We start from the raw sequence: 24,670 nt of genomic DNA on the forward strand, positions 1-24,670 counted from the left end.
TTCAGTCCTTGCATTTGCGTGCGTAGCTTTTGTCTTGCGAACTCGCATTAAACCCGAGCAGGCCGACAGTCAGGCTCATCTCGGTGGATGGTGTCAGGATAGTGGAAGAGGTAAACCTGCGCGAGAGCGAAAGGTCAACTTTCACACATTCATTGCGGTATTGCAGGCCAACTCCCGCTTCTGCGGCGCGCTCGGCGGTTACATCATAGCGCATATTGGTTGTGCCGGTCCAATGGCGTGAGAAGCGATAGAGCCCGTCGAGCGAGAGCTCCGCCACGATCGCCGTGCGGTCTTCGTCGGCGTCGGCGTCGAGCCAGACGTAGCTTGCGCCAAAGCCGAAACGGTCTTTTTGCCAAGTGCCGCGGGCTTCGGCTTTGGTAAGGTCAAGATCGGTCCCAAACAGCGCTCGGCCTGTGAGGGCCAGCCCGGTGGGAGAGCGCAGCTGGCCTGCGAGTAGCACATCCGAGTTTTTCCCCGAGAGGCCGGAGGAACTTGAGAAAGCGAAGCCTGTAGATGTGGAGGCGTCAAGCAGCGCTTCCTGACGCAGGATGTGCCCCATAGTGAGCGTGCTTTCCCAGCCTTCGCGCCCCGTGCGACTCCAGTTGACGCCATATGACAGGCTGGCGCCACGCTCGCGGCGGTCGGCGGCGGGGAAGTGCGAGAGGCTGAGCAGGTTGCCCTCGTCAAATTCGACGCGTGTGCTTTCATCATTGGCGACATCGGAGTTTGTGCCGCCGACCCAGCCAATCTGCATGAACGGCTCGACAATATGCTGCGCGCCATTCTTGGTGAACTTCTGCAAAGGCCAGCGCAGGGTGAGCGCGGCCATCGGGGTGATTTCGGCGGCCGAGCTTGGGCGCGTGGAATCTTGAGCGGTGTAGAACTGATCGGCGGCGACACCGGCAAGCACCTGTGCCTGAAGCCCGCGACGCAGCGTCCAGTTGCGCCGCCAGCTGACTTCGGCGCCAAGGCGGGTGACATCGCGTCCGTCGATGATGCCGTCCAGATCGCTGTCAGTATCATCGTCGGAACTGCGGTAATGAGAGTGCAGCGCTGCGCTCATGCGCAGCTCACCACCCAGGCCGCGCGGGAAATAACGCCGCTCATGGGCAAAATCGGCGATGAGCGAGGGGATGGTCGAATTGCTCTCGTCGGTGCGCAGGGTGTAATAGTGGACGAGTGCCGCGTTTGTGTAGCTGTCGCGTTTGGCACGGGTGAGTGCGATTTCGCTATCGAGGCGGTCTTTGGAGGAATAACTGTAATCTACCAGATAGGTGTCATCCAGCGTGGCCTCGATATCGAAGCTGAGTTGATAGTCATTCTGCAGGCTGAAAGCGCCTCCACCAAAGAAATAGCCACGGGTTTCACCGGGCAGCAGATCGTCCCGCGAGTAGGCTCCTTCAAAGGAGATATCGCCGCGCAGGAAGGCCTGACGGTAGCGGAACTCTAGCGAGCGGGATTTGGTGCGCAGGTAGGGCGCGAGTGTGAGGTCGCGGTGATCGCCCAGCTTTATGAAATAGGGCAGGCGCACGCCTGTGCCGAGCGTTGAACTGCTGGAGAGCGACGGGATCATGAAGCCCGAGGCGCGCTCGAGTGTTGGATCGGGCAGGCGCAGGTAGGGTAGATAGAAGATCGGGACATCACGAACGCGCAGTTGTGCACCTTCAAAGTAGAGCTGCTTTTCGGCTTGGTCATGGATCACGCGGCGGGCGCGGATTTGCCAGAGCGGCGGCTCGCCTGCATTGCAGATATGGCAGGATGTGACGGCGGTTTTGTAAAGCTGTGAGTAGCGCCCGTTGACGCGGTTCATCTGGTAGGCGGCGAGTTGCACTTGCTGGTTGAGCACAAGGCGAGCGCCGCGCAGGATGGCGTTTTGAAACCGCGGGTCCATTTCGGCAGAGGAGGCGAGCACACTGATATCACCGTCTTGCTCGATGCGGATCGGGCCTTCGATTGTCAGCTGTTCGGTGGCGCGATCATAGGTTATTTTGCTGGCGGTGATACGACTTTCACCTGCGAGCGCCTCAACGCGCCCTTGGGCCACAAGCCGCGTTTTACCATCCAGATATACGCTATCGGCCACAAGCATCGCAGGTGCATCTTGGGCATGAAGTGGCAGTGCCAGCCCCAGAAGCAGCGTAAGACTTGCCAATATCCGTGCGATAAGCGTCATCCGTCCTCCATATGCAAGAGCAGACCCAACGCCAATAAGATTGAGGCGGTGGGCGGTGCCCAAGCGGCGAGCATTACGGGGATTTGCCCGTTTTCACCGAGGACTTGCGCGAAATTGCGGATGTAGTAAAGCCCGAAACCGAGCAGAACCGAGGCCAGCACGGCAAATCCTGTGCCGCCGCCGCGGGCGTGGCGCATGGTGAAGGCTGCACCGACGAGGACCATGGCCAGCAGAAAAAGCGGCTGCGCCAGCTCCATTTGCAGCCAGACAGCGTGACGGCGTGTGGAGAAACCGGCCTGATCAAGCTGTTTGATAAAAGCGGGCAGATCCCAGATGGAAATGTCACTGGGGGCTCCGAAGCTTTCCAGGATGCGTTCGTGTGTGAGTGTTGACGAGATCCGTAACGTCAGGTGACGCGCAACGCTGCCTTCGGGGTTTACCCCTGAGGTCAGCGGCCAGACGATGGCTTGTGTCAGTTCCCACGCGCCGGGCACGAGGCGGGCCTCGGCGGCTTCAACCCGTTTTATCGGGCCACCGTTTGGGGCATAAGACAGGAAGGTTACATCATAGAGCACGGTTGCATCGGGATTGGCCGAGGCGGCGCGGATCACGGTTTGACCCTCGGCGCTGCCTTGCCTGAGCCAGAGGCCTTCTGCCGAGATCGAGAGCACATCGGATGTGCCGTCCCGCAATTTCTGGGTGATATCGTTGGAAAGCTTGCTTGTGGCCGCAACAACAGGATTGAACACGGCGACAAGCACCGCGCCGATGATAAACGCCATGGTAGCAGGCGCGACGAGCGTGCGCAGGCCAGAGCGCCCTGTGGCGCGGACCACGACAAGCTCGGAAGAGCGCGCAAGGCCGAGAAACAGAGCAATGGCAGACAGGATCATGACCAGCGGCAGGATTTGGTAAAGCCCCTGCGGCACATTGAGGAGCGTGAGGCGCAAAAGGCCCCAGAAGCTCACATCAATCCCTTGAAAGCGGCGCACGGTTTCTATGAGATCAATCAGGGTTTGAAAGATGAAAAACAGTGCGAGAAGCCCGAAGAAGAGCATGACAAACTTGCGGATAAAATAGAGGTGCAATGTCATGTGAGTGCCGCCTTTTTGCGCCGCCGTGCGGTGCGCGAGGGGAGCTGGCCTGCGCTGCGTGCAAGGAGAAGGGTTGCCATGAACAACCCGAGCAGCGACGGCATATACAACAGTGGCCAGAGCGAAGGCGTGCTGAGCACCGGCTCCGTGACAACGCCTTCAAGCGCCTTGATGAGCACCAGAAGGATGAGTGCAATCACGATCTGACGCCAGACGCCAAACCGCGAGAAGCCACCTGACAGGAGTGTGGCAAAGCCCAGAAGAGCAGCCGTGAGCGCAAAGAGCGGTTGCACAAACCGGATGTGAAGCTCTTCGGCAAAAACGCCAGTATTAACGCCTGTGCGGACCTGGATATGGATGGGGTTGGTGAGCATCTCAAGCGTTGTAAAGTGCCGTAACTGGGGCTTTTGGGGGCCGTTGGTAGAGAGGAAGCCGCTGATATCATAGGAAAGATCGGCAAAGTGCGTGGTGTTGAGCTGGTTTTCAGGGCGCGAAAGCCGCTGTGTGAGCCCGTTGACCATTACGATTGAGGGACCGCTTTCTTGGCGCACTATATAGGCGGAGGCCGCGGTATGGGTGACGCTTTCATTCGGGTTGCGACGGTCGGAGAGGAAGACATCATTCATCCGACCCTCGGGGGTGATTTCCCGGATGTAGAAAGTCACGCGGTCAGTGGGGTGCAGGAAGGTTCCTTCGGTGAGCAGGCGGGCGGTGACATTTTGCGAAATCTCGGCTTCGCGCAACTGGAGCTGTTTGAGCGACGCAGGCACAAGTAAATGCGTGAGTGCCGCCATCATGAGCGCGACAACGATGCCAAAAAAGAACACGGGCCGCGCAAGGCGCCAGGGCGAAAAACCTGTGGATTGCATGACGGTGAGTTCACTTTCGGTGCTCAGCCGGTTGGTCACATAAAGCGTGGCGGCGAAGCCTGCGATGGGCAGCACAACACGAATGACGGAGGGCAGGGTGAGCGCGGTAAATTCGGCAAAAACCATTGCGGTCTGCCCGTCGCCGATCAGCCTATCGAACAGTTTGACGGCGCGGTTGATCCAGTAAACGGCGACCAAAACCAGCGAGAAGAAGCCAAACAGGACCATAAGCTGCGACAGCATATAGCGGTCGAATCTGGCCACGATGTCCCCCTCGGCTGGTGTTGCGTTGTGCGAATACTACTAGATGTGGAAGGGCAGCGTAAACTGCTAATGCGGATAGGCCCTAACTGAAAGCTGTTGCGTGCCGAAAAAAGCTTGAGCGAGGGCTCTGGCCAAGGCGCGCGTGGCGCGTTACGACTTGGGCAAAGAAACGGGAGAACGACATGGCCGAGCTTGTGAAATTTGACTTCAAAGACCTTGATCTGGACGCTTTGGGCAGCGTGACGGGCCGTGTGGCTGTTATCGCCGGGCTTGACGGCACGCTGGGGAAAGCGGGGCGGCGTGTGGCGCGGCTCACCAAAGGAGCGTTGAAGCGGCTGTTGTCGAGCGAGCGTTTTGAGAAGGCAAAAGAAGGCGATGTCATCACTCTGGGCTACCCTTCCGGGATGGAAGCCGAGGCGGTGGATGTTGTGAAGCTGACCCGCACGGCGAAGGCCGATATGGCGCGCAAAGCCGGTGTGGCTTTGGCTAAGGTCAAAGGCAAGTCAGCGCTCACGCTCTGTCTTGGGGCGATGCCACGGGGGCATGAGATTGTCATGGGGCTGGCTTTGCGAACGTACGAGTTTACGCCACATAAGACGGCTGAAAAGGAAGACGCGGGCGCGATCCTTGTGATGTGCCCCAAGCCTGAAAACCTTGAGGCCGCTACGGCGGACCCTTTGGCTGTGGCGCGCGGTGTGCATTTCACCCGTGACTTGGTGAACGAACCCGCAAACCATCTGACAACGACCGAGTTTGCCGACCGTCTGGTGGCGCTGGGCAAGCTTGGCCTTAAAGTGAAGGTGATGGACGAACCCGAGCTTGAAAAGCTCGGTATGCACTCGCTGCTCTCGGTCGGGCACGGCAGCATCAGCCCCTCCAAGGTTGTGGTCATGGAATGGCTTGGCGGTGAAAAAGGCGCAGCTCCGCTGGCGCTTGTCGGGAAGGGGGTTGTGTTTGATACGGGTGGTATCAGCCTTAAGCCCGCTGCCGGCATGGAAGATATGACCATGGACATGGGCGGCGCTGGCACGGTGGCTGGCGTGATGCAGGCTTTGGCCGAGCGCAAGGCCAAGGCAAATGTGATCGGGCTTGTGGGCCTTGTCGAGAACATGCCGAGCGACCGGGCGACACGGCCCGGGGATGTTGTCACCTCGATGAAGGGTGACACGATTGAAGTGATCAACACCGACGCAGAAGGCCGCCTCGTTCTGTGTGATGTGATGTGGTATGCGCAGGAGACATACAAGCCTGCGGGAATGATCGACCTTGCCACGCTCACGGGCGCTGTTCTGGTGGCGCTTGGCAATGAGAACACTGGTGTGTTTTCAAACGATGACACCTTCTGCAGCAGTTTTCTCAAAGCCGCCGATGCCGAGGGCGAGGGCGCTTGGCGTTTGCCCATGGGGCAGGCCTATGACGACCTGCTGAAAAGCCGCATTGCCGACATGAAAAATGTCGGCGGGCGCATGGCGGGCTCAATCACGGCGGCGCAATTCCTCAAGCGATTTGTAAAAGACGGGCAACCGTGGATTCACCTTGATATCGCGGGCACGGCGAGTGTGAAGGCCGACACGGCCTATGCGGCGGCAGGGGCAACAGGCTGGGGTGTTATGGCTCTGAACCGTTTTGTGGCGGATAATTACGAGACCAAAGCGGCCGAGGCCTGAACGCATGGGCAAGGCGATGTTTTACCATTTGACGCGCAGGCCGCTGGAGCAGGCCTTGCCGCAGCTTTTGGAGGCATCGCTGAGCCGTGACTGGAAGGTGGCAGTGCGCGGCGCCGAACGCGGGCGCCTTGAGTGGCTTGACGAGAAGCTCTGGAGCGGGCGGCCCGAGAGCTTTTTGCCACACGGGCTTGCGGGCGGAGCGCATGACGCGCAGCAACCTGTTTTGCTGACGGAGGCCACCGATATGCCCAATGGCGCGACCTGTCTCATGGCGATTGACGGTGCGGCTGTTACAGCCGAGGAAGTGAACCGGCTTGAGCGGGTGTGCATTGTCTTTAATGGCTATGAGGACGAGGCCGTGGCGGCGGCGCGTGTGCAATGGAAAGCTCTGACAGGCGCGGGCTGCGCGGCTGAATACTGGTCAGAGGAGAGCGGACGCTGGGAGAAAAAGGCGGAGAGTGCAGGGGCTTAGGCGGTAAGACGCAAGGCCAGGTCTTGCGGGGCGGCCGGGCCGAGTTCCAGCACCAGAGCTTTGTCGATTTGCAAAGCCAGATCAAACGGCGCGACGAGGTCGCCTTTGCCTAACGCGTCTTGCACCAATGGCACATGCCCCATCAACACCCCAAAGCCGGCCTTGGCATCGGCCAGGGCGAGCGCATAGAGCGAGTAGCGCGCGGTGGATTGATTTGGCGCGAGCGTGAGGCCGTTGGTTTTGGCCCAGAGCGGCCAATCGTTCTGCCAGCTTTCATCATAGAGCAAAGTCTCGCGCGTAAGGTCTTGCAGTGTGTGCAGCCGCGCGGCGACCGAGGGCGCGCAGACGGGCAGGAGGCTGTCTTGCTCTATGATCATTTCAGTGGCTGCACTTGTGGGGCTGCGTAGAAACAGGCTGCAGTCAAACGGGGCGCGGCGCATGTCGGGCGGGCTTTCGAGTGCGTAAACCGAGAGGCTCGGCGCGCCAAGGGCAGCCCGCAGCTTTGCCAGGCGCGGTTGAAGCCAGAGTTGCGCAATGCTGGGCAGGGTTGCGATATTGAGCACAGGTTTGGGGCTGAGGCTGCGCAACAGGGTTGTCGCCTCGGAGATGTTATCAAACGCGCGGGTGAGCGGCGCGAGAAGCTCGCGGCCTGCGGATGTGAGCGCAACGCCCTGCGCGCGGCGGATAAACAGCGCGGTTCCTGCCCAGCCTTCGATTTGTTTGATCTGTTGGGAAATCGCCCCCGCTGTGACGCTGAGTTCATCCGCCGCCGCAGCAAAGCTGCCAAGCCGTGCGGCGGCCTCAAATGCGCGCAGGGCGTTGAGCGGCGGACCTTTGGGGCGGGGTGGCGCGACTGGCATGATTACTACCCTTAGAATTTCTAAACTTACGGTAGCGTCTTTCTGGTTTGCCGCAAGCATCATTCTGCGCCACTTCTTATGGTGAGAGATTTGGAGAATGAACATGACATTGAAGAAACGCAGTTGGGTTCCTGAAGCCTGTGAAAGCTTGGTGATGCGCGTGGCGCAAATGACGGAGGCTGCGGCCTCGGCCGATGTTATCGAGCGCATCGAAAGCTTGGCGAAAGAGAACAAGCGCATACATGAGCGGGAATGTTTCAACCTCAACCCCGCGACCAATGTGATGAATCCGCGTGCGGAGGCACTTCTGGCGTCTGGTATCGGCTCGCGGCCCTCGCTTGGCTACCCCGGGGACAAATACGAAATGGGGCTGGAGGCGATTGAAGAGATCGAGGTGATTGCTGCTGCCATGGCCGCCGAGGTGTTTGAGGCGAAGTTTGCCGAGATCCGGGTGCCTTCGGGGGCGATTGCGAACCTCTATGCCTTTATGGCGTGTTGCAAACCCGGTGATACCATCATTGCGCCGCCTGCGGCCATTGGCGGGCATGTCACGCACCACGCGGCGGGCTGTGCCGGGCTTTACGGGCTGCGCGTGCTTCATGCGCCTGTCTTGGCGGATGGATATACCGTTGATGTGGATGGCTTGCGCGCGCTGGCTGTTGTCGAGAAGCCCAAGCTTATTTCGCTGGGCGGGAGCCTGAACCTATATGAGCATCCTGTGGCGCAGGTGCGCGAGATTGCCGACGCTGTGGGTGCGGTTCTGTTGTTTGATGCGGCGCATCAATGCGGAATTATTGCGGGCAAGGCCTGGCGCAATCCGCTCACCGAGGGTGCGCATCTGATGACGATGAGCACCTACAAGAGCCTTGGCGGGCCTGCGGGCGGGTTGATTGTGAGCAACGATGCGGAGCTTGTGGAGCGGCTTGATGCGATTGCCTTTCCCGGCATGACGGCAAACTTTGATGCGGCGAAGTCGGCCGCGCTGGCTGTGACGCTGCTCGACTGGCGCGATTTCGGACAGGCCTATGCGAGCGAGATGATTGCGATGGCGCAGGCAATGGCTGAGGCTTTGGGGGCCGAGGGGCTGCCTGTGTTTGAAGGCAAGCATGGCGCGACGCAGAGCCACCAGTTTGCTGTTAGGGCGGCTGCGTATGGTGGCGGGCAGGCAGCGAGCAAGAAGCTGCGGCAGGCGGGCTTTCTGGCTTGCGGGATTGGTTTGCCGGTTGAAGCGGTGAGCGGGGACATGAACGGACTGCGCATTGGCACGCCCGAGCTTGTCCGCTGGGGCATGACATCTGCGGATGCGCCGAGGCTGGCGAAGCTGATTGCGCGAGGGCTTTTGGGGAATGATGCAGAGGCCGTGGCGCGGGATGTTGTGGAGTGGCGTGTGGATTTTGACCATGTGCATTTTGTGCATTAGGATTTTCACGCGCTGACGCACGCGACCCGCTGGGGGCGCTGCCCCCAGACCCCCGAGGTATTTTTGAACAGAAGAAGCCGGGGCGTCTGATTGAATTTCGGGGCTTTGTTAAACGCCTAATCGGTCGCGCATGGCATACCATGTCATGGCGAGGGTGAGGAGCGGTGTGCGCAGGGCCGGACCGCCGGGGAAGGGCGTGTTCGGGATGCGCGACAGCGTATCAAAGCCCTCGGCGTGACCTGCGATCGCATCGGCCATGAGCTTGCCCGCGTGCGTGGCTGTGCCGACGCCGTGGCCTGAATAACCAGAGGCGGAGAGGATGTTCGTTCCGACGCGGGCGACATAGGGCAGGCGCTTCATGGTGATGGCGAGGGTGCCGCCCCAAGTGTAATCGAATTTGATATCCTTCAGGTGCGGGTAGATTTCGACCATTGGCTTGCGCACGGTTTTATCGATATCGGGGAATTTGTAGCCGTAGCTTTCGCCGCCGCCGAAGAGGAGCCGGTTGTCGGCGCTCAGGCGGAAGTAGTTGACCACGAATTTACTGTCGGCCACGGCGATGTCTTGGGTGAGAACGCGCGCGGCGTCTTCGCCCAGTGGTTCTGTGGCGGCGATGAAATTGTTGATCGGCATGACGCGGCCCGCGACGCGGCGGTTGAGCCCGCCGAGGTAGCCGTTGGCGGCGAGGATCACATGATCGGCCAGCACGCGGCCTGTGTCGCAGCGGATGACGATCTTGGTGCCTTCCTTGATATGATGGACATGGGTGTTTTCATAAAAGGTGACGCCCGCTTTTTCGCAAGCCTGCGCAAGACCGAGGGCAAAATTGAGCGGATGCAGGTGAGCTGCGCCCATATCAAGCGAGCCGCCTTTGTAGCGGGGCGAGGGGCAGATTGTATGCAACTCCTCGGCGCTTAAAGCTTTGATCTGCTCATAGCCATAGCGCGTCTGGAGGTGCTCGACATAGGCGTGTTCATGGGCTGTTTCGGATTTATGGAATGTGGCGTGGGCGATGCCCGGCTTGAGATCACATTCGATATTGTGTTTTGATATCAGATGTTTGACGAGGTCTTTGGCGTCTTCTGCGAGTTCCCAAAGTTTGAGCGCTTCGGCATCACCGACCATCTTTTCGAGGTCGGTTTGCTCGACACGCTGGCCGGAGCCGAGCTGCCCGCCGTTGCGCCCGGAGGCGCCAAAGCCTGCGCGGTGCGCCTCGATGAGCGCGACGGAATAGCCGCGCTCGGCCAGATGGAGTGCCGCAGAGAGCCCCGTGAAGCCGCCACCGACAACGCAGACATCGGCGGAGGCATCACCGCGCAGCTGGTCGGCAGGCTGGCGCGGGTGAGCTGTTGCGGCATACCAGCTTGGCGGGAAGGTGCCAGCGCTGTCGTTCGAGTAGAGCAGGTTCATACGTTGAGCAGCAGGTGTTCCCGCTCCCATGGAGAGATGACGCCGAGAAACTCTTCGTATTCGGCGCGTTTCACGATGGAATAGACGCGGGCGAATTCCGGTCCGAGGATATCGTGCAGGTCTTTGGCCTCGTCAAAGAGATCGAGTGCGGCCCCCATTTCGCGCGGGATATCCTCTTCGCCTTCATAGGCGTCACCTTTGAACTGGCGGTCGGGGCGCTTCTCTTCGTTGAGCCCGAGAAGGCCACAGGCGAGGGACACAGCGATGCCGAGATAGGGGTTGCAATCCATGCCGGCGAGGCGGTTCTCAACGCGGCGTGATTTGGGACCGGAGAGCGGCACGCGGATGCCGGTTGTGCGGTTGTCGCGGCCCCATTCGAGGTTGATCGGAGCGGCGTGCTCGCGCACGTAGCGGCGGTATGAATTTACGTAGGGGGCTATAACGGCGATGGCACTGGGCAGGTGGTTTTGAAAGCCTGCGATGTAGTGGAAAAACGCGTCTGTCTCGCCGCCTTGCGGGCCTGAGAAGATGTTCTGGCCTGTCTCGATATCCAGCACCGAGTGGTGGATATGCATAGCGGAGCCCGGCTCGTCGGCGATGGGCTTGGCCATGAAGGTGGCGTAGCAATCGTGGCGTAGGGCGGCCTCGCGGATGAGGCGTTTGAAGTAGAAAACTTCATCAGCGAGCTTCACAGGATCGCCGTGAACAAGGTTGATTTCGAGCTGTCCTGCGCCGCCTTCCTGGGTGATGCCGTCGATTTCGAAGCCTTGGGCTTCGGCGAAATCGTAGATGTCGTCGATCACAGGGCCGAACTCGTCGACGGCTGTCATCGAATAGGCTTGGCGGGCGGCTGCGGGGCGGCCCGAACGGCCCATCATCGGCTCGATTTTTTTGGCCGGGTCGATGTTGCGCGCGACGAGGAAGAACTCCATTTCCGGCGCAACAATGGGTTCAAGGCCTTGCTTGCGGTAAAGCTCGACAACCCGCTTGAGCACATTGCGGGGGGCAAATTCGATGAGTTTGCCTTTGCGGTCATAGGCGTCGTGAATGACTTGTAATGTCCAGTCACCTGTCCAGGGCGCGGCTGTGGCTGTGCTCATGTCGGGTTTGAGGATCATGTCACGCTCGATGAAGCCATCTTCGCCAGCGGCTTCGCCCCAGTCACCTGTGATGGTTTGGTAAAAAATGCTGTCGGGCAGGTGGAAATATTCCTGCCGCATGAACTTGCTGGAAGGCACGGCTTTGCCGCGCGCGATGCCGGGCAAGTCCGAGATGATGCACTCTACTTCGTCAAGCCTGCGGCCATCGAGGTAGGCGCGGGCGGCTTCGGGGAGGGTTGCTGTCCAGTCGTCGCTCATGATGCGGCCTCTGTTGTTTGGCGTTTGAGATGTGCGACCATCATATCGCGGATTGCTCCACGTTGGGTCGCGTTTTCGAGTGCGTCTTTGGCCTGCGTCACGAGAGGGGCGGGCAGCGCACCACCGCGATACTCGATCAGCCCGCGGATTACACCTGCGCCGAATTCGGGATGCGGCTGGAGTGTGAGAATGTTTTCGCCGATCATCAGAACAGCATTTTCGCAATGGGGGTTGGTTCCAATGACGCGGGTGTTTTCGGGGAGCTTTACCACCTGATCCTGGTGCCATGCGTTGACGGCAAGTTTTTTGCCTTCAACATCATAGGTTTGCCGGCCGACGGCCCAACCGCCCGCGAACTTCTCGACTTTTCCGCCGAGCGCTTGCGCAATGATCTGGTGGCCAAAGCAGACGCCGACGAGCGGCTTGCCGGACGCGCTGATCTCGCGGATGAGAGTTTCAAGCGGCGGGATCCAGGGGTGGTCTTCGTAAGCACCGTGTTTGGAGCCGGTGATAAGCCATCCGTCAGCTGAGTCAGCGCTTTCGGGAAAAATGCCATCGACCACCGCGAAGGTTTCAAATTCGAAGCCTTCGCCTGCGAGCAAAGCACGGAACATGCCGTCATAATCGCCTTCTGTTGCCAGAAGCTCGTCGGGTGCGTGCCCCGTTTGCAAAATACCGATTTTCATGTGTCACCTATTTGATCAAACTCAGCCTATTGCGGGCTTTGCGCCGGCGCAAGAGGGGCTTAAACGGTTTCAAGATATGTCATCCAATGGTCTTCGGGGGGAATCTCGGCCAAGAGGCGCAACTCCTGTCGCTTGGTCATGACGAGGTTCTCGATGAGCCGCGGATGAAAGATTTGCGCGATGAGCGGATCGTGCTCGAAGAGGTCGATCGCATCCGCCCAGTTTGTCACCAGTTCGGGGTGCTCGCCCTCATAGGCGTTGCCTGTGATGGGGGCAGGGGGCGTGGCTTTACGCTCGATCCCGTCGATGGCGGCGCCGAGGATGGCCGCGAGGTGCAGGTAGATGTTTGTGTCACCGCCTGCGATGCGGTGCTCGATGCGGCGCGCGGCGGGTGGGCCTGCGGGAATACGGATCGCGGCAGTGCGGTTTTCATAGCCCCAACAGACCGAAATGGGCGCGTGCTCACCCGGCACGATGCGGTCATAGCTTGGGCCGTGCGGCGCGAACACCAAAGTTGAGGCGCGCATGGCTTCAAGGCAGCCTGCAACGGCGTGGCGTAGGGTATCGTTGCCTTCTTCTGAGCCGTCGTTAAAGACGTTGTTGCCCTCGGCATCGACCACGGAAAAATGCACGTGCAGACCAGTGCCGGCATCGCCTTCGAAGGGCTTTGGCATGAAGGTTGCGGCCATGTTGTGTTCGCGGGCAATGCCTTTGACCATGGTTTTGAAAAGCCATGCGTTGTCAGCGGCTTCCAGCGCGTCACGGTGATTGATATCAACTTCGAACTGGCCTGTGCCAACTTCGCTGATTGCGGTTTGGGCGGGAATGTCCATCATATCGCAGGCGCGGTAGAGCGAGTTGAAGAAAGGCTCGAAAGCGTCAAGCTCGGACAGGGAAAGGATGTTGGCTCCCACAAGCGGGCGGCCTGTGCGGGGGTTCTTCACCTGAACGGGCGTTTCGCCGCTGTCGTCGACCAGATAAAACTCCATCTCGGCGGCGGCGCGCACTTCCCAGCCGTGAGCGGCGTAGCGTTCGAGCACGCGCTCAAGGGCGCGGCGGGGATCACCTTCAAAGGGTGTCTGGTCTTCCTTGAGCATGGTGGCAGGCATGAGAAAGGCATCGTCGGAGAGCCATGGCATCGGCACGGCGCCGCGCCCTGTGGGCTGCATGTAGCCGTCACGGTCACCTGTTTCAAAGACCAGCGGGTTGTTATCAATATCCGCGCCCCAGATATCAACGTTCAAAACGGAGAGGGGCATACGAACTGTGCCGTTTTCGACTTTGCGCATGAAATCGGCGGGTAGACGTTTGCCGCGCATCCTTCCGTTAAGGTCGGAGGCTGCAATTCGAAGGGAAGTTAAATGCGGTTGCATGGGGTCGCCATAATTTGATCAAATCTTTTGGCAAGATGCCAGAAGCCCCCCGTCATGCGCAAGGGGTTTGATGAAAAATCAGATTTGAGGCGGCTCGGGTGTGCTGACTGCGAGGTAAGTTTCGCTTGAAATGGTTACCAACCCCTTGAGGCCGAGCGCTGCGCGATCTGAGGCATCAAGGTGCACCAGCGCGCGCTCCATTGCCGTGCGAATCTCTTCTGCGTTTTGGCCAAGCGCGGTGATGTAGGGCAGCGCGGGGGTTGGCACAGTGTGTGCGGTGATTGCGAGTTGCTCACCAAGCGGTGTGTGCGCTTCAAGCAACCGCCATGTCTGGGCATCAAGGCTGGCAAAATCGGCGCGGCCCTCAGCAACGGCGGCGGCAGAAAGCGCATGTGCTCCGGTTTGCAGGAGTGATCCGAGGGGAATGTCGAGGCTGTCGAGATGCACCTTGGGCGCAGCCCAGCCTGATTGAGACATGGCCTCGTTGAAGGCAAAGCGCTTGCCCGCAACCTCTTCCAGTGTGATGAAACCGTCGGCGCGGCGGGTGAGAAACACCGAGTTGTAATAGCCTTCCGGGCAGCCGTCGAGGCCGAAATCGGGGCTGGCAACAAGCTGCACTTTGTCGTGGAGATGCGCGCGATAGGGGAAGCCGCAGGTTTGTGAGAGCAGCAGATCGGGCGCTTGCCAGTGATCCCAGAGGTTGCCTGTGCGGGTGAGCGTCTCGGGGCCATAGCCGAGAGCGTTGCGAATGCCTTGCCAGAAGCGATCATGCGCGCCGTGAAGGGCGGGCAGATCATACATCGGCAGGGAGGCAAGCATCAGGCGCCTGCGGCGCGCTGACGGGCGAGATTGCTATCGCGATCGGAGACGCCAAGCAGGTTTGCCACCATGCGCAAGAGTGCGTCTTCATGCTCGTCGCGTTCTGCGTCAGCCAACACGACAGACCAGAGCGCCTCGACCACGGCGATGCGCTCTTCGTAGGGCACGGCATCCTTGATGGCACGGGTGAAGCGGACGGTGTCAGGGGCTTCGGCTTCAAGCTGTTCGGCCTCAAGGCGAAGGGCTTTTGTGCCTTTGGGCGAGAGCGCGTAACGACGGGTGATGATGGCGTCGATCTGGGCTTTTTCGACGGCATCATAGCTGAAATCTGCCCGCGCCACGCGCACGAGCAAAGCGGTGAGCGCAAGTCGCGCATCCGCGTCTGTGGGCGGTGTACCGGCCGTGCCAAGAAGGCGTTCGAAGAAACCCTGTATCATAGCGGATCGGGATTGCGGGAAAGATCGGCTGGCAAGGTTTGGAAACCGAGCGCCACACTTGTTTCGATGAGGACGTTTTCTTCCTCGGGGCGCTCGACACCATCGGCGCGCATGATCGAATGCAGCGCGCGCAGAGCATCAAGGCGCTTGTCTGCATCGAGACTGTCGTGAATGAGCTTTGCGAATTTGCCTTCATGCGGGGCGGCGGCTTCGAGCTTTTCGCAAGTGGCGCGCATTTTTGCGGCTTGCACAGGATTGAGGCCGAACAACTCGGTGATGAGTTTGTCGATTTTGGCAATCTCCTCAACGGCATAGCTTTTGTCGGCTTTGGCCACGCGGATCATGAGAGCCACCAGCGCCATGTTGGCGTCGGGCTCGGGAAGGGGCGCTTTGACGGGGGCCGTTTTGTGAAAGCGTGCCATGATGCGGTCAATGATTTCCATCTCAGTCCTCATAGCCTTTGACGATAACCATATCGCCGATTGATACATCTTTGCGGATATCGAATGCAGCCTGATAGGCGGGGCTTTCATAGCAGGCAACGGCGGCCTCATGGCTTGGAAACTCGATGACAACCGTGCGTGTGCGGACGTTGCCCTCGCGCACAACCTGCTCGCCTCCGCGCACGATAAAGCGCGCGCCGAATTCGGCAAAGGGGGCGGCGTTGGCGGCTTTGTATTTTTCGTAGGCCTGCGGATCGGATACATCCACATGTGCGACCCAATAGGCTTTGGCCATTGTTTGTCCCCTTGTTCGTTTACCTTACAGGCTGCGGTGTGTTGCCGCCTGCGTCAAGGTTTGATCGTTACACCAGCCGCGATGTCTCGACCGCGGCGCGCACGAAATCGGCGAAAAGCGGATGCGGTGCGAAGGGCTTCGACTTGAGTTCGGGGTGGAACTGCACGCCGATAAACCACGGATGATCGGACCACTCCACGATCTCGGGGAGGCGGCCATCAGGGGACATGCCCGAGAAGGAGAGGCCGCAGGCTTCGAGCTGATCGCGGTATTTCACATCGACTTCATAGCGATGGCGGTGGCGTTCCTCGATCGCGGTTGTGCCGTAGATTTCGGCTACTTTGGAGCCTTCGGCGAGAGTCGCATCATAAGCACCAAGACGCATGGTTCCGCCTTTGTCGTCGGTTTCCTTGCGGGTCACTGTGTAGTTGCCTTGGACCCATTCCTTTAGGTGGTAAACTACGGGTTCAAAACGCTTTTTACCGGCTTCATGGTCAAACTCCTCGGAGCCTGCGTCCTTGATGTCGGCGACATTGCGCGCCGCTTCGATGACGGCCATTTGCATGCCGAGGCAGATGCCGAGATAGGGCACTTTGCGCTCGCGGGCGAATTGCGCGGCCTTGATCTTGCCTTCTGTGCCGCGTTCACCGAACCCGCCGGGAACGAGGATTGCGTGATAGCCCTCAAGGTGGGGGGCGGCGTCGCCTTTATCGAAGACTTCGGCATCGACCCAATCGACATTGACTTTCACACGGTTGGCCATGCCGCCGTGCATGAGCGCTTCCTTGATGGATTTATAGGCGTCTTCGAGCTGGGTGTATTTGCCCACGATCGCCACGCTTACTTCGCCGTCGGTGTGGGTGATGCGGTCTTTCACATCTTCCCAGACTTTCAGCTCGGGTTTGGGCGCGGGGCTGATCTGAAAGGCATCCAGCACCGCCTGGTCGAGCCCGACGTAGTGATAGGCGAGGGGGGCTTCGTAGATCGACTTCAAGTCATAAGCCGGAATCACCGCCTCGGGGCGCACGTTACAGAACAGAGCGATCTTGGCGCGCTCTTTCTCGGGGATGGGCTGTTCGGAGCGGCACACCAGAACATCCGGCTGAAGGCCGATCGAGCGCAGCTCCTTGACCGAGTGTTGCGTTGGTTTGGTTTTCAACTCGCCTGACGCAGCAAGATAAGGCAAAAGTGTTAAGTGCATGAAAATGCACTGTCCGCGCGGTCTGTCCTGGGAGAACTGGCGAATCGCTTCAAAGAACGGCAGGCCTTCGATGTCGCCCACTGTGCCGCCGATTTCGCAGAGCATGAAATCGACTTCATCATCACCGACATCAAGGAACTCTTTGATTTCATTGGTGACGTGCGGGATGACCTGAATGGTTTTGCCCAAGTAGTCACCGCGGCGCTCCTTTTCGAGCACCGTTGAGTAAACGCGGCCTGACGAGACACTGTCGGTCTTGCGGGCGGCAACGCCTGTGAAGCGTTCGTAGTGGCCCAGATCGAGGTCGGTTTCGGCGCCGTCATCGGTGACGAAAACCTCACCGTGCTCAAAGGGGCTCATCGTTCCCGGATCGACGTTGAGATATGGGTCAAGCTTGCGCAAACGCACAGAAAATCCGCGGGCTTGCAGGAGCGCGCCGAGGGCCGCTGACGCGAGGCCCTTGCCCAGCGAAGAGACAACACCGCCCGTGATGAAAATATAGCGTGCCATGTGTGAGAACCCCCGTGTCAGCTTCGCGATTATACGCTCAAAAATGCTCGGATACGGCCTGAAAAGACCGCATCACCACGGGATTTGAGACATAGTAGATTCGCCCCGACTTGGCAATGGACACGCAACATAATGTTGCGTTTTTTAAAGCAGGGGCAATGTGTAGTGATTAGTCGGCAGACGGAACCAGCGGCGCATCATCACCCTCGGCGGGTGGCAAAAGCGTGTCGGAGCCGGTTTCTTCCTCGGCGGGCTCAGGTGCTGTTATATCGCCCAGACGGTCGATGACCGAGCCGCTCGAAGACTTTTGCGCAGCAATAATGGTGAGCGAGATCGACGTGATGATAAACGCGATTGCGAGGATCCATGTGACTTTGCCAAGCGCCGTTGCGGCTGCGCGACCGGAGACGCCGCCACCGCCGCCCATACCAAGCCCGCCGCCTTCGGAGCGCTGCATGAGCACTGCACCGATGAGGGCCAAAGCCAAAAAGAGATGGACGATAAGAACGACGTTTTCCATGAAGTGCCTGCTGCCTGAGACTGGTCTGGGCGGGTTTTAGGGGAAAGCCCCATGGCGCGCAACCCGTGATATTGGCGCTTGTGGCGGCAGAGAGAGATTAAGCGGCCGTTAAGTTTGCGTTTGGCTAGGTTAATGCTGGGCTGGTGGGCAAAAAAGCGGGGGTGAAATCCGTGCACCGGACGTGCACAAAGCGTGCACCGCCTGAATCGTGGCTTTGTTAACGCAAAATTAGACACTGCAGCGCACGCAGGGGCGCGCGCGTTCATTATTCGTCAACATCATCCATATCGGCCTGCCCCGAGAGGGTGCGGCGCACATGTGACCAGCTGAGGCCGATGCCGAGCACAAAGGAAAGCGCGACGATGGCGAGCCATGTGTTGAGCGTCGGGTTTTCAAAACTGAGCCAGCCGTAATCGTAAAGCACCCAGAGGAGGGCGGCGACAAGCGCCAGCACAAGGCCCATGCCGAAAATACCGATGGAGCGCAGCGTGGCGCGCAAATAGATAATGTAGCCGACGAGAAGCAGGAGGCCGAGCAGCACGGATAGCGCCATTTGCTCGCTCCAGTTTGCTTCGGCCCAGCGGGTGAAATTGTATTGTGTCGGATTGTAGGTGAGGCTGAGGAGACCGAAAGCCGCCCCGATGCGTAAAATAAAACCCATAACAGTTGCCCCTCGTTTTTTTTGGTTTTGCCTTGTCGGGGCGCGTCTGTAAAGCACGGGTTTTTCGGGCAGATATGCTTTACCTATTGTGTGGGCAGGCCTAGCCTGTGGTTTGTTCCGGGTTGATCGGGTGATGAAGGGAGAATGCTATGTCATGTGTTACGCTTGGTGCGCTGCGCGCGCTGGACAAGCCCGAGCTTGTGCACCGCCTGTCTATTCGGGCCGATCTTGGCGAGGCTGTCGAATTTGAGACCCGTCACGGGACCGGGCGTGCTGTCTTTCCGATAACGGGCGGACAAGTGCTGGGCGACGGGTTTGCAGGCGTTATCTTGCCCGGAGGGGCCGATTTTGCGCAGGCGTTGCCGGATGGGTCATATGAGATAGAGGCGCGGTATTGCATTCGGTTTGACGATGGAACCCAGGTGATGATCACCAATGCGGGGCGGATGTATCCGCAGCCCGATGGCAGCTATAAGGGGCGCACACGGGCCGTATTTGAAGCGCCTGAAGGGGCCTTCGGGTGGCTGGATGACGGTGTCTTTTTTGGCGCGGCTCTGTCGGAGAGAGACGAGGACGCGCGCGTTTTTATCGAGATTTGGCAGGCGCCTGTGAGCGCTTAAGGCTTTGGTAGTTAATGAGTGTCATGATGGGGCTGTCATATTGTCTGAGGCTGCCCATGAACCTGTATCACTGCTCGATTGATCTGCGCGACACAGCCAAGGCGCTGGCGTTTGCCGCTGCTGTGGAGGCCTGGATGGGGCATTTGCAGGCGGCTGGTGTTATTGTGGCCTGGCGCCTGTGCCGCCGAAAGCTTGGCTTTGGCGCGCCGCAATCGCGCGACTTTCTGCTTGAGATCGAAGTCAAGGATATGACCCAGCTTGATCAGGCGTTTCGCTATGCGGGGCGGGCCGACGAGATGGTCGAGCGGCTTTACACCACGGTGCACCAGATGGTCGGGCAGGCCGATGTGGCGCTTTACCGCCCGTTTCCCGACCCCGAGCGCGCAGAAAGGATGGCGCTTATATGAAGAGAGAGCCCTTGATTTGAGAGGTTTACGCCGGATTGCTCCCGCTCAGATGAGCGCTGCGGCGAATTTGCAGTTTCGTCTGCGCCAAGCTGCGTATATACGAGCGCGGGTTTGACCTGAAACCCATCGGAAAACTCATCGGGAAATTTGAGGGGCTAAAATGGCGAATGTAGTGGTTGTCGGCGCACAATGGGGCGACGAAGGCAAAGGCAAGATTGTGGACTGGCTGTCTGAGCGCGCAGATGTGATTGCGCGCTTTCAGGGCGGGCACAATGCGGGCCATACGCTTGTCATTGATGGCAAGGTTTACAAGCTGAATGCGCTGCCTTCGGGTGTTGTGCGCGGCGGGAAGCTAAGTGTGATCGGCAACGGTGTGGTGCTGGACCCCTGGCATTTGGTGAAAGAGATTGCCTCGATCCGCGAGCAGGGGGTCGAGATCAGCCCCGAGAGCCTGATGATTGCCGAAAACGCGCCGCTTATTTTGCCGATTCACGGGGAACTGGACCGCGCGCGCGAGGAAGCGTCGAGCAAAGGCACGAAGATTGGCACGACAGGGCGGGGCATTGGCCCATGTTATGAAGACAAAGTGGGCCGCCGTGCTGTGCGTGTTGCGGACCTTGCTGATGAGGCCACACTGATCGCGCGGGTGGACCGTGCGCTTCAGCACCATGACCCGCTGCGCAAGGGCCTCGGGATTGAACCTGTGGACCGTGACGGGCTGATTGCTGCGCTCAAAGAGATTGCGCCGCAGATTTTGCCTTATGCCGCGCCCGTCTGGAAAGTGCTCAACGAGAAGCGCCGCGCCGGCAAGCGGATTTTGTTTGAGGGCGCTCAGGGCGCGCTTCTGGACATCGACTTCGGGACATATCCTTTTGTGACCTCCTCCAACGTGATTGCGGGGCAGGCAGCAACGGGTGTGGGCCTTGGGCCGAACGCGATTGATTATGTGCTGGGGATTGTGAAGGCCTACACCACGCGTGTGGGTGAAGGGCCTTTCCCGACCGAGCTTGACGATGATGACGGGCAGCGCCTTGGCGAGCGGGGCCGCGAGTTTGGCACAGTGACGGGGCGCAAACGGCGCTGCGGCTGGTTTGATGCGGCTCTGGTGCGCCAGACCTGTGCGACAAGCGGCGTGACCGGTATTTCACTGACCAAGCTGGATGTGCTCGACGGGTTCGAGACGCTGAAAATCTGTGTGGGCTACGAGCTTGACGGAAAGCGGATGGATTATCTGCCCACGGCGGCGGATGCACAGGCGCGTTGCACACCGGTTTATGAGGAAATGAAGGGCTGGAGCGAGAGCACCGAGGGCGCGCGCTCCTGGGCGGATTTGCCGGCGGAGGCGATTAAATATGTGCGCCGTGTGGAAGAGCTGATCGAATGTCCTGTCGCGCTGTTGAGCACGAGCCCCGAGCGGGAGGATACGATCCTTGTCACTGACCCGTTTGTGGACTGAGGGTGATGTTTGATAACCTGAGTTTCAAGGCGCGCCGCTGGTTGGCTTTGCTGGTGCTGGTTGTGGGCATGCCGCTTTATATTGTGGTCTGCGTTACGGTTGTGAACCGGTTGGAGCGGCCACCGTTGCTGCTTGAACTGGTGATCTATGTTGCGCTGGGTCTGGTCTGGATTTTTCCCTTCAAGGGGCTGTTCAAGGGGATTGGCAAGCCTGACCCCGATGCGCCACCTGTAACATGGGATGACGAACGCTAATATTTGCGCTGCCTTCGGCATCGCCACGGGGGCGGGAGCGGACCTGACGGCCCGCTCCCGCCCTTGGTGGTTTATCTGCGCTGATGGTGCATTCGGCCAAGGGGGGATGGATATTTACAGCAAGAAAAAAGGGCTTCCGGTTGCCGCGGCTCGCGGCACTTGATCCGGAGCGCTTGCGAGGGGGCTGCGTGGCTGCTAAGGCTGCGCAAATCCGATGAATTCTATCGGATACCCTATTGGGCAGGATCACAAGAGGCAGTTTCGTGACGCAGCTTACGCCGAGGCTTGAAGTTAGAAATCTGAAGCGCGCCTTTGACGGGCGGGTTGTTGTTGATGATGTGTCGCTGAGTATTCAGCCGGGGCAGGTGACCTGCCTTTTGGGGCCGTCCGGCTGCGGAAAATCCACCACTCTCAGGATGATTGCCGGTGTCGATATGCAGGACAGCGGCGAGATTTATGTCGATGGCAATCTGATCTGCGACACGGTGTTTCGCATTCCGCCGGAGCGGCGGCACACGGGGCTGATGTTTCAGGATTTTGCGCTGTTCCCGCATTTGAGTGTAGCCGAGAACGTGGCCTTCGGGCTGAGCGGATCACGGCAGGACAAGACGGCGCGGGTGCGCGAGCTTTTGGCGCGGGTCGGGCTGGCGCGGTTTGAAGACAGCTATCCGCATGAGCTTTCGGGCGGGGAGCAGCAGCGGGTGGCGCTGGCGCGCGCCCTTGCGCCACGGCCGCGGCTGATGTTGATGGACGAGCCGTTTTCGGGCCTCGACAACCGCTTGCGTGACGAGATACGCGACGAGACGCTGGATGTGCTCAAGCAGGAAGACACAGGCGTTTTGCTTGTGACGCACGAGCCTGACGAGGCGATGCGCATGGCCGACGAGATTGCGCTGATGCGGCGTGGGCGGATTGTGCAGCGCGGGGCGCCCTACAATATTTACAACGCACCGGTGGATAAAGAAGCTGTTGGTTTTTTTAGCGATATCAATGTGATACACGGCACTGTGCGCGGGGCTTTGACGGATACGCCGTTTGGCCAGTTTCTTGCGCCGGGCGTGCCTGACGGGCAGGATGTTGAAATTGTGATCCGTCCGCAGCACTTTAAAATCGACTTTGACCGCGACGGGCGCGGCCCGAACCCGACCGCTGAAGACGGCACGGCGGCGCGCGGTGTCGTCGAGCGGGCGCGCTTTATGGGCAACGAGAGCCTCGTCGAGTTTCGCATGGATCATGACGGGTCAAAACTCAGGGTGACGGTCCCGAATGTGTTTTTGCCCAGTGTTGGCAAGGCGCTTTGGCTGACGATCCGCCGCGACCGCTGTTTTGTGTTTCCCAAATCTGCATGACGCGGCTGTTGCTTTTGGCAGGAGCGGGCGAGACGCGGGAGATTGCGGCAGGGCTGGCCGCACGCGGGCGCGATGCTGTCGCTTCTTTTGAAGGCTCTGCACGGTTTGCGGGCAAGATTCCTCTGCCACAGCGTGTAGGCGGCTTTGGCGGGGATGCCGGGTTTGAGCGCTATCTGGAGAGTGAGACTATCGGCGCGGTGCTGGATGTGACCCATCCTTTTGCCGAGGCGGTGAGTGCGCGCTCGGCGCGGATATGCAAGGCGCTGGGCATTCCATATGCAATGGTTTTGCGGCCGGAATGGGCGCCTGAAGAGGGTGACACCTGGGTGATGCTGGACAGCGAAGCCGGAGCGGCGGAGCACATTCCGCAAGGCTCGACCGTGTTTGTGGCCACGGGACGGGGCGGCTTGCGGGGCTTTGCCAACCTGAAGGATTGCGAGGTGATTGCGCGTCGGCTTGGGGGGGAGCCTGAAGACTTTCCCTTTGAAGGTGGGCGCTTTTTGCAAGGAGATGGGCCTTTTAGCGTGGCTGAGGAAGAGGCGCTTTTTCGCGAACTTGGCGTTGACTGGCTTGTCGTGAAAAATGCGGGCGGCGCGGGCGCGCGGCCCAAATTGCAAGCGGCGCGCAAGCTTGGCATCCCTGTCGGGATGATCAGGCGGCCAAGGCCGCTTGAAGGTGTGACGCTTGTGGGCACGGCTCAAGAAGCGCTGGACTGGGCGGATGCGCATGGATGAGCGGGTTATCGTTGGGCCTGACTGCGTGGCCGAGGGGGTGGCCTGGCTTTGTGCCAAAGACGAGAAGCTGGCCGAGGCCTACCAGCTTACGGGGCCGCTGCCTTTGCGGCTGAAGCCTGAAGGGTTTGCCGAACTTTTGAGCGCTATTGTGAGCCAGCAGGTGAGCGTGGCCAGTGCGCGCGCGATTTGGGGGCGATTGGTTGAGGCGGGCTGTGACAGGGCCGAGAGCGTTGAGGCGCTGAGCGAGGAGGGCTTGCGCGCATTGGGGCTGAGCCGCCAGAAAGCGGTGTATGCCAAAGCGCTGGCTGAGGCGCGGATTGATTATGACGCTTTGCGGGATGTGCCGAGCGATGAGGTGATCAGGCGGCTTGTGGCGGTGAAGGGCATCGGCACATGGACCGGCGAGATTTATGCGATGTTCAGCCTCGGGCGTGCGGATGTGTTTGCCTGCGGTGACCTTGCGCTTCAGGAGGCGGCGCGCGTGCTTTACAGGCTTAACGAGCGCCCGAAAGAGCGAATGATGCGCGAGATGGCCGAGATGTGGGCGCCATGGCGAGCGGTTGCGGCGCGGCTGCTCTGGGCCTATTACAAAGAAATCAAACACCGTGAGGGAATCTTATGACACGCGCATTGCAAGCCAGCCGAAAAGAGCCTGTTTCGGGGACCATCCGTTCTGTTGTGGTTTTCCTGCATGGATACGGGGCCAACGGAGCTGATTTACTTGGTCTGGCCGACCCATTGGGCGAGCATTTGCCGGATACGCTGTTTATTGCGCCCGATGCGCCAGAGGATTGCGCGGGCGCGCCTATGGGCTTTCAGTGGTTTCCGATCCCTTGGATTGATGGGTCATCAGAAGAAGAATCAGAACGCGGGATGCGTGCGGCTGTGGATGACTTGAATGCATTTCTCGACGGGGTGTTGGTGGATGAAGACTTGCTGCCCGAGCAGATGGTGCTGTTTGGCTTTAGCCAGGGCACGATGATGGCGCTGGAAGTCGCACCGCGCCGTGAAGACGAGTTGGCGGGGATTGTCGCATTTTCGGGCCGTTTGCTGGCGCCTGAGGGGCTTGTTGACGAGGCGGTGAGCAAGCCGCCCATTCTGTTGGTGCATGGCGATGAAGACGATGTTGTGCCGCCCCAGAGCTTGCCCGAAGCGGCGGAAGCGCTGCAAAAAGCAGGCTTCAAAGAAGTCTATGCGCATATCATGAAAGGCACGGGGCATGGCATTGCACCTGACGGACTTTCTGTGGCGCTTGCGTTTATGCGCGATAAGGTCGGCTTCTAAGCCACTGATTTAGAATAAACTTAAGATTTTATTA

Annotated in this window: 26 protein-coding genes; 11 read left to right on the top strand and 15 right to left on the bottom strand. The window is 59.6% G+C overall.

Features of this window, described 5'->3' with window-relative positions; all coding sequences use genetic code 11:
• Position 1: 1 nt before the first annotated feature.
• The 3 genes from OE750_RS01265 to lptF are packed head-to-tail and all read right to left on the bottom strand — an operon-like array spanning position 2 to position 4,400.
• A complete protein-coding gene (locus tag OE750_RS01265) occupies positions 2 to 2,173 on the bottom strand; it encodes an LPS-assembly protein LptD (protein ID WP_263760537.1) in 2,172 nt (723 codons plus the stop codon).
• Positions 2,170 to 3,267 carry an LPS export ABC transporter permease LptG gene (lptG, locus tag OE750_RS01270; protein ID WP_263760539.1) on the bottom strand — a complete coding sequence of 366 codons (1,098 nt, stop codon included), beginning with the start codon at positions 3,265 to 3,267 and terminating at the stop codon, positions 2,170 to 2,172. The genes OE750_RS01265 and lptG overlap by 4 nt, the downstream gene beginning before the upstream one ends.
• Positions 3,264 to 4,400, bottom strand: a complete 1,137-nt coding sequence (gene lptF, locus OE750_RS01275) for an LPS export ABC transporter permease LptF (protein WP_263760541.1) — start codon at positions 4,398 to 4,400, stop codon at positions 3,264 to 3,266. The genes lptG and lptF overlap by 4 nt, the downstream gene beginning before the upstream one ends.
• A gap of 182 nt (positions 4,401 to 4,582) precedes the next feature.
• Here lptF and OE750_RS01280 point away from each other — a divergent pair, with 182 nt between their 5' ends.
• Positions 4,583 to 6,067, top strand: a complete 1,485-nt coding sequence (locus tag OE750_RS01280; protein WP_263760544.1) for a leucyl aminopeptidase — start codon at positions 4,583 to 4,585, stop codon at positions 6,065 to 6,067.
• A gap of 4 nt (positions 6,068 to 6,071) precedes the next feature.
• Entirely contained in the window at positions 6,072 to 6,539 is a 468-nt protein-coding gene (locus OE750_RS01285) for a DNA polymerase III subunit chi (RefSeq protein ID WP_263760546.1), read from the top strand.
• Here OE750_RS01285 and OE750_RS01290 read toward each other — a convergent pair.
• Complete coding sequence (locus tag OE750_RS01290; RefSeq protein WP_263760548.1) at positions 6,536 to 7,399, bottom strand: LysR family transcriptional regulator; 864 nt, start codon at positions 7,397 to 7,399, stop codon at positions 6,536 to 6,538. The genes OE750_RS01285 and OE750_RS01290 overlap by 4 nt on opposite strands.
• A 103-nt stretch (positions 7,400 to 7,502) precedes the next feature.
• Here OE750_RS01290 and glyA point away from each other — a divergent pair, with 103 nt between their 5' ends.
• On the top strand, positions 7,503 to 8,819 hold the full coding sequence (gene glyA / locus OE750_RS01295; protein ID WP_263760550.1) for a serine hydroxymethyltransferase: 1,317 nt from the start codon (positions 7,503 to 7,505) through the stop codon (positions 8,817 to 8,819).
• A 108-nt stretch (positions 8,820 to 8,927) separates the two neighbouring features.
• Here glyA and OE750_RS01300 read toward each other — a convergent pair whose 3' ends face one another.
• The 11 genes from OE750_RS01300 to OE750_RS01350 form a co-directional block, all read right to left on the bottom strand.
• A complete protein-coding gene (locus tag OE750_RS01300) occupies positions 8,928 to 10,229 on the bottom strand; it encodes an NAD(P)/FAD-dependent oxidoreductase (protein ID WP_263760552.1) in 1,302 nt (433 codons plus the stop codon).
• Positions 10,226 to 11,587, bottom strand: a complete 1,362-nt coding sequence (locus tag OE750_RS01305; protein WP_263760554.1) for a glutamine synthetase family protein — start codon at positions 11,585 to 11,587, stop codon at positions 10,226 to 10,228. Before OE750_RS01305 ends, OE750_RS01300 begins: the two co-directional genes overlap by 4 nt.
• On the bottom strand, positions 11,584 to 12,273 hold the full coding sequence (locus tag OE750_RS01310; RefSeq protein ID WP_263760556.1) for a type 1 glutamine amidotransferase: 690 nt from the start codon (positions 12,271 to 12,273) through the stop codon (positions 11,584 to 11,586). Before OE750_RS01310 ends, OE750_RS01305 begins: the two co-directional genes overlap by 4 nt.
• A gap of 59 nt (positions 12,274 to 12,332) precedes the next feature.
• Positions 12,333 to 13,646: a glutamine synthetase family protein gene (locus OE750_RS01315; protein ID WP_263760558.1), complete on the bottom strand. Its 1,314-nt coding sequence runs from the start codon at positions 13,644 to 13,646 to the stop codon at positions 12,333 to 12,335.
• Positions 13,647 to 13,724: 78 nt separating this feature from the next.
• The gene (locus tag OE750_RS01320) at positions 13,725 to 14,465 is read right to left on the bottom strand and encodes a phosphate/phosphite/phosphonate ABC transporter substrate-binding protein (protein ID WP_263760560.1); all 741 of its coding nucleotides are present in this window, start codon (positions 14,463 to 14,465) and stop codon (positions 13,725 to 13,727) included.
• Positions 14,465 to 14,902 carry a TerB family tellurite resistance protein gene (locus OE750_RS01325; RefSeq protein WP_263760562.1) on the bottom strand — a complete coding sequence of 146 codons (438 nt, stop codon included), beginning with the start codon at positions 14,900 to 14,902 and terminating at the stop codon, positions 14,465 to 14,467. The genes OE750_RS01320 and OE750_RS01325 overlap by 1 nt, the downstream gene beginning before the upstream one ends.
• Positions 14,899 to 15,345 carry a TerB family tellurite resistance protein gene (locus OE750_RS01330; RefSeq protein ID WP_263760564.1) on the bottom strand — a complete coding sequence of 149 codons (447 nt, stop codon included), beginning with the start codon at positions 15,343 to 15,345 and terminating at the stop codon, positions 14,899 to 14,901. Before OE750_RS01330 ends, OE750_RS01325 begins: the two co-directional genes overlap by 4 nt.
• A 1-nt stretch (position 15,346) precedes the next feature.
• Positions 15,347 to 15,640: a DUF1330 domain-containing protein gene (locus OE750_RS01335; protein WP_263760566.1), complete on the bottom strand. Its 294-nt coding sequence runs from the start codon at positions 15,638 to 15,640 to the stop codon at positions 15,347 to 15,349.
• Positions 15,641 to 15,707: 67 nt separating this feature from the next.
• Positions 15,708 to 17,351, bottom strand: a complete 1,644-nt coding sequence (locus tag OE750_RS01340) for a CTP synthase (RefSeq protein WP_263760568.1) — start codon at positions 17,349 to 17,351, stop codon at positions 15,708 to 15,710.
• A 169-nt stretch (positions 17,352 to 17,520) separates the two neighbouring features.
• Positions 17,521 to 17,871, bottom strand: coding sequence for a preprotein translocase subunit SecG (gene secG / locus OE750_RS01345; RefSeq protein ID WP_263760571.1), 351 nt, complete (start codon positions 17,869 to 17,871; stop codon positions 17,521 to 17,523).
• A gap of 265 nt (positions 17,872 to 18,136) precedes the next feature.
• Entirely contained in the window at positions 18,137 to 18,532 is a 396-nt protein-coding gene (locus tag OE750_RS01350) for a DUF6524 family protein (protein ID WP_263760573.1), read from the bottom strand.
• A 149-nt stretch (positions 18,533 to 18,681) separates the two neighbouring features.
• On the opposite strand from OE750_RS01350, the gene OE750_RS01355 reads away from it, so the two are divergent.
• The 8 genes from OE750_RS01355 to OE750_RS01390 all read left to right on the top strand — a co-directional run bounded on the left by OE750_RS01355 (position 18,682) and on the right by OE750_RS01390 (position 24,636).
• Positions 18,682 to 19,152 (top strand): DUF3237 family protein, encoded by a 471-nt coding sequence (locus OE750_RS01355; protein ID WP_263760575.1) that lies wholly within the window; start codon positions 18,682 to 18,684, stop codon positions 19,150 to 19,152.
• 56 nt (positions 19,153 to 19,208) lie between these two features.
• Positions 19,209 to 19,559, top strand: coding sequence for a DUF6614 family protein (locus tag OE750_RS01360; RefSeq protein ID WP_263760577.1), 351 nt, complete (start codon positions 19,209 to 19,211; stop codon positions 19,557 to 19,559).
• Between the two features lie 160 nt (positions 19,560 to 19,719).
• A complete protein-coding gene (locus OE750_RS01365) occupies positions 19,720 to 21,015 on the top strand; it encodes an adenylosuccinate synthase (RefSeq protein WP_263760579.1) in 1,296 nt (431 codons plus the stop codon).
• A 5-nt stretch (positions 21,016 to 21,020) separates the two neighbouring features.
• The gene (locus tag OE750_RS01370; RefSeq protein ID WP_263760581.1) at positions 21,021 to 21,269 is read left to right on the top strand and encodes a DUF2842 domain-containing protein; all 249 of its coding nucleotides are present in this window, start codon (positions 21,021 to 21,023) and stop codon (positions 21,267 to 21,269) included.
• 263 nt (positions 21,270 to 21,532) lie between these two features.
• Positions 21,533 to 22,618, top strand: a complete 1,086-nt coding sequence (locus OE750_RS01375; RefSeq protein ID WP_263760583.1) for an ABC transporter ATP-binding protein — start codon at positions 21,533 to 21,535, stop codon at positions 22,616 to 22,618.
• The gene (locus tag OE750_RS01380; protein ID WP_263760586.1) at positions 22,615 to 23,352 is read left to right on the top strand and encodes a precorrin-6A/cobalt-precorrin-6A reductase; all 738 of its coding nucleotides are present in this window, start codon (positions 22,615 to 22,617) and stop codon (positions 23,350 to 23,352) included. Before OE750_RS01375 ends, OE750_RS01380 begins: the two co-directional genes overlap by 4 nt.
• Positions 23,345 to 23,974 carry a DNA-3-methyladenine glycosylase family protein gene (locus tag OE750_RS01385; RefSeq protein WP_263760588.1) on the top strand — a complete coding sequence of 210 codons (630 nt, stop codon included), beginning with the start codon at positions 23,345 to 23,347 and terminating at the stop codon, positions 23,972 to 23,974. The genes OE750_RS01380 and OE750_RS01385 overlap by 8 nt, the downstream gene beginning before the upstream one ends.
• A complete protein-coding gene (locus tag OE750_RS01390) occupies positions 23,971 to 24,636 on the top strand; it encodes an alpha/beta hydrolase (RefSeq protein ID WP_263760590.1) in 666 nt (221 codons plus the stop codon). Before OE750_RS01385 ends, OE750_RS01390 begins: the two co-directional genes overlap by 4 nt.
• Positions 24,637 to 24,670: the final 34 nt, after the last annotated feature.

Source organism: Lentibacter sp. XHP0401 (genome assembly GCF_025751535.1).
GTDB lineage: Bacteria > Pseudomonadota > Alphaproteobacteria > Rhodobacterales > Rhodobacteraceae > Lentibacter.

What these genes read in the sequence shown, in the direction of transcription:
- OE750_RS01265 (WP_263760537.1), bottom strand. Translation starts at nt 2,173, where the DNA reads ATGACGCTTATCGCACGGATATTGGCAAGTCTTACGCTGCTTCTGGGG.
- lptG (WP_263760539.1), bottom strand. Translation starts at nt 3,267, where the DNA reads ATGACATTGCACCTCTATTTTATCCGCAAGTTTGTCATGCTCTTCTTC.
- OE750_RS01280 (WP_263760544.1), top strand. Translation starts at nt 4,583, where the DNA reads ATGGCCGAGCTTGTGAAATTTGACTTCAAAGACCTTGATCTGGACGCT.
- OE750_RS01285 (WP_263760546.1), top strand. Translation starts at nt 6,072, where the DNA reads ATGGGCAAGGCGATGTTTTACCATTTGACGCGCAGGCCGCTGGAGCAG.
- OE750_RS01290 (WP_263760548.1), bottom strand. Translation starts at nt 7,399, where the DNA reads ATGCCAGTCGCGCCACCCCGCCCCAAAGGTCCGCCGCTCAACGCCCTG.
- glyA (WP_263760550.1), top strand. Translation starts at nt 7,503, where the DNA reads ATGACATTGAAGAAACGCAGTTGGGTTCCTGAAGCCTGTGAAAGCTTG.
- OE750_RS01300 (WP_263760552.1), bottom strand. Translation starts at nt 10,229, where the DNA reads ATGAACCTGCTCTACTCGAACGACAGCGCTGGCACCTTCCCGCCAAGC.
- OE750_RS01305 (WP_263760554.1), bottom strand. Translation starts at nt 11,587, where the DNA reads ATGAGCGACGACTGGACAGCAACCCTCCCCGAAGCCGCCCGCGCCTAC.
- OE750_RS01310 (WP_263760556.1), bottom strand. Translation starts at nt 12,273, where the DNA reads ATGAAAATCGGTATTTTGCAAACGGGGCACGCACCCGACGAGCTTCTG.
- OE750_RS01315 (WP_263760558.1), bottom strand. Translation starts at nt 13,646, where the DNA reads ATGCAACCGCATTTAACTTCCCTTCGAATTGCAGCCTCCGACCTTAAC.
- OE750_RS01320 (WP_263760560.1), bottom strand. Translation starts at nt 14,465, where the DNA reads ATGCTTGCCTCCCTGCCGATGTATGATCTGCCCGCCCTTCACGGCGCG.
- OE750_RS01325 (WP_263760562.1), bottom strand. Translation starts at nt 14,902, where the DNA reads ATGATACAGGGTTTCTTCGAACGCCTTCTTGGCACGGCCGGTACACCG.
- OE750_RS01330 (WP_263760564.1), bottom strand. Translation starts at nt 15,345, where the DNA reads ATGGAAATCATTGACCGCATCATGGCACGCTTTCACAAAACGGCCCCC.
- OE750_RS01335 (WP_263760566.1), bottom strand. Translation starts at nt 15,640, where the DNA reads ATGGCCAAAGCCTATTGGGTCGCACATGTGGATGTATCCGATCCGCAG.
- OE750_RS01340 (WP_263760568.1), bottom strand. Translation starts at nt 17,351, where the DNA reads ATGGCACGCTATATTTTCATCACGGGCGGTGTTGTCTCTTCGCTGGGC.
- secG (WP_263760571.1), bottom strand. Translation starts at nt 17,871, where the DNA reads ATGGAAAACGTCGTTCTTATCGTCCATCTCTTTTTGGCTTTGGCCCTC.
- OE750_RS01350 (WP_263760573.1), bottom strand. Translation starts at nt 18,532, where the DNA reads ATGGGTTTTATTTTACGCATCGGGGCGGCTTTCGGTCTCCTCAGCCTC.
- OE750_RS01355 (WP_263760575.1), top strand. Translation starts at nt 18,682, where the DNA reads ATGTCATGTGTTACGCTTGGTGCGCTGCGCGCGCTGGACAAGCCCGAG.
- OE750_RS01360 (WP_263760577.1), top strand. Translation starts at nt 19,209, where the DNA reads ATGAACCTGTATCACTGCTCGATTGATCTGCGCGACACAGCCAAGGCG.
- OE750_RS01365 (WP_263760579.1), top strand. Translation starts at nt 19,720, where the DNA reads ATGGCGAATGTAGTGGTTGTCGGCGCACAATGGGGCGACGAAGGCAAA.
- OE750_RS01370 (WP_263760581.1), top strand. Translation starts at nt 21,021, where the DNA reads ATGTTTGATAACCTGAGTTTCAAGGCGCGCCGCTGGTTGGCTTTGCTG.
- OE750_RS01380 (WP_263760586.1), top strand. Translation starts at nt 22,615, where the DNA reads ATGACGCGGCTGTTGCTTTTGGCAGGAGCGGGCGAGACGCGGGAGATT.
- OE750_RS01385 (WP_263760588.1), top strand. Translation starts at nt 23,345, where the DNA reads ATGGATGAGCGGGTTATCGTTGGGCCTGACTGCGTGGCCGAGGGGGTG.
- OE750_RS01390 (WP_263760590.1), top strand. Translation starts at nt 23,971, where the DNA reads ATGACACGCGCATTGCAAGCCAGCCGAAAAGAGCCTGTTTCGGGGACC.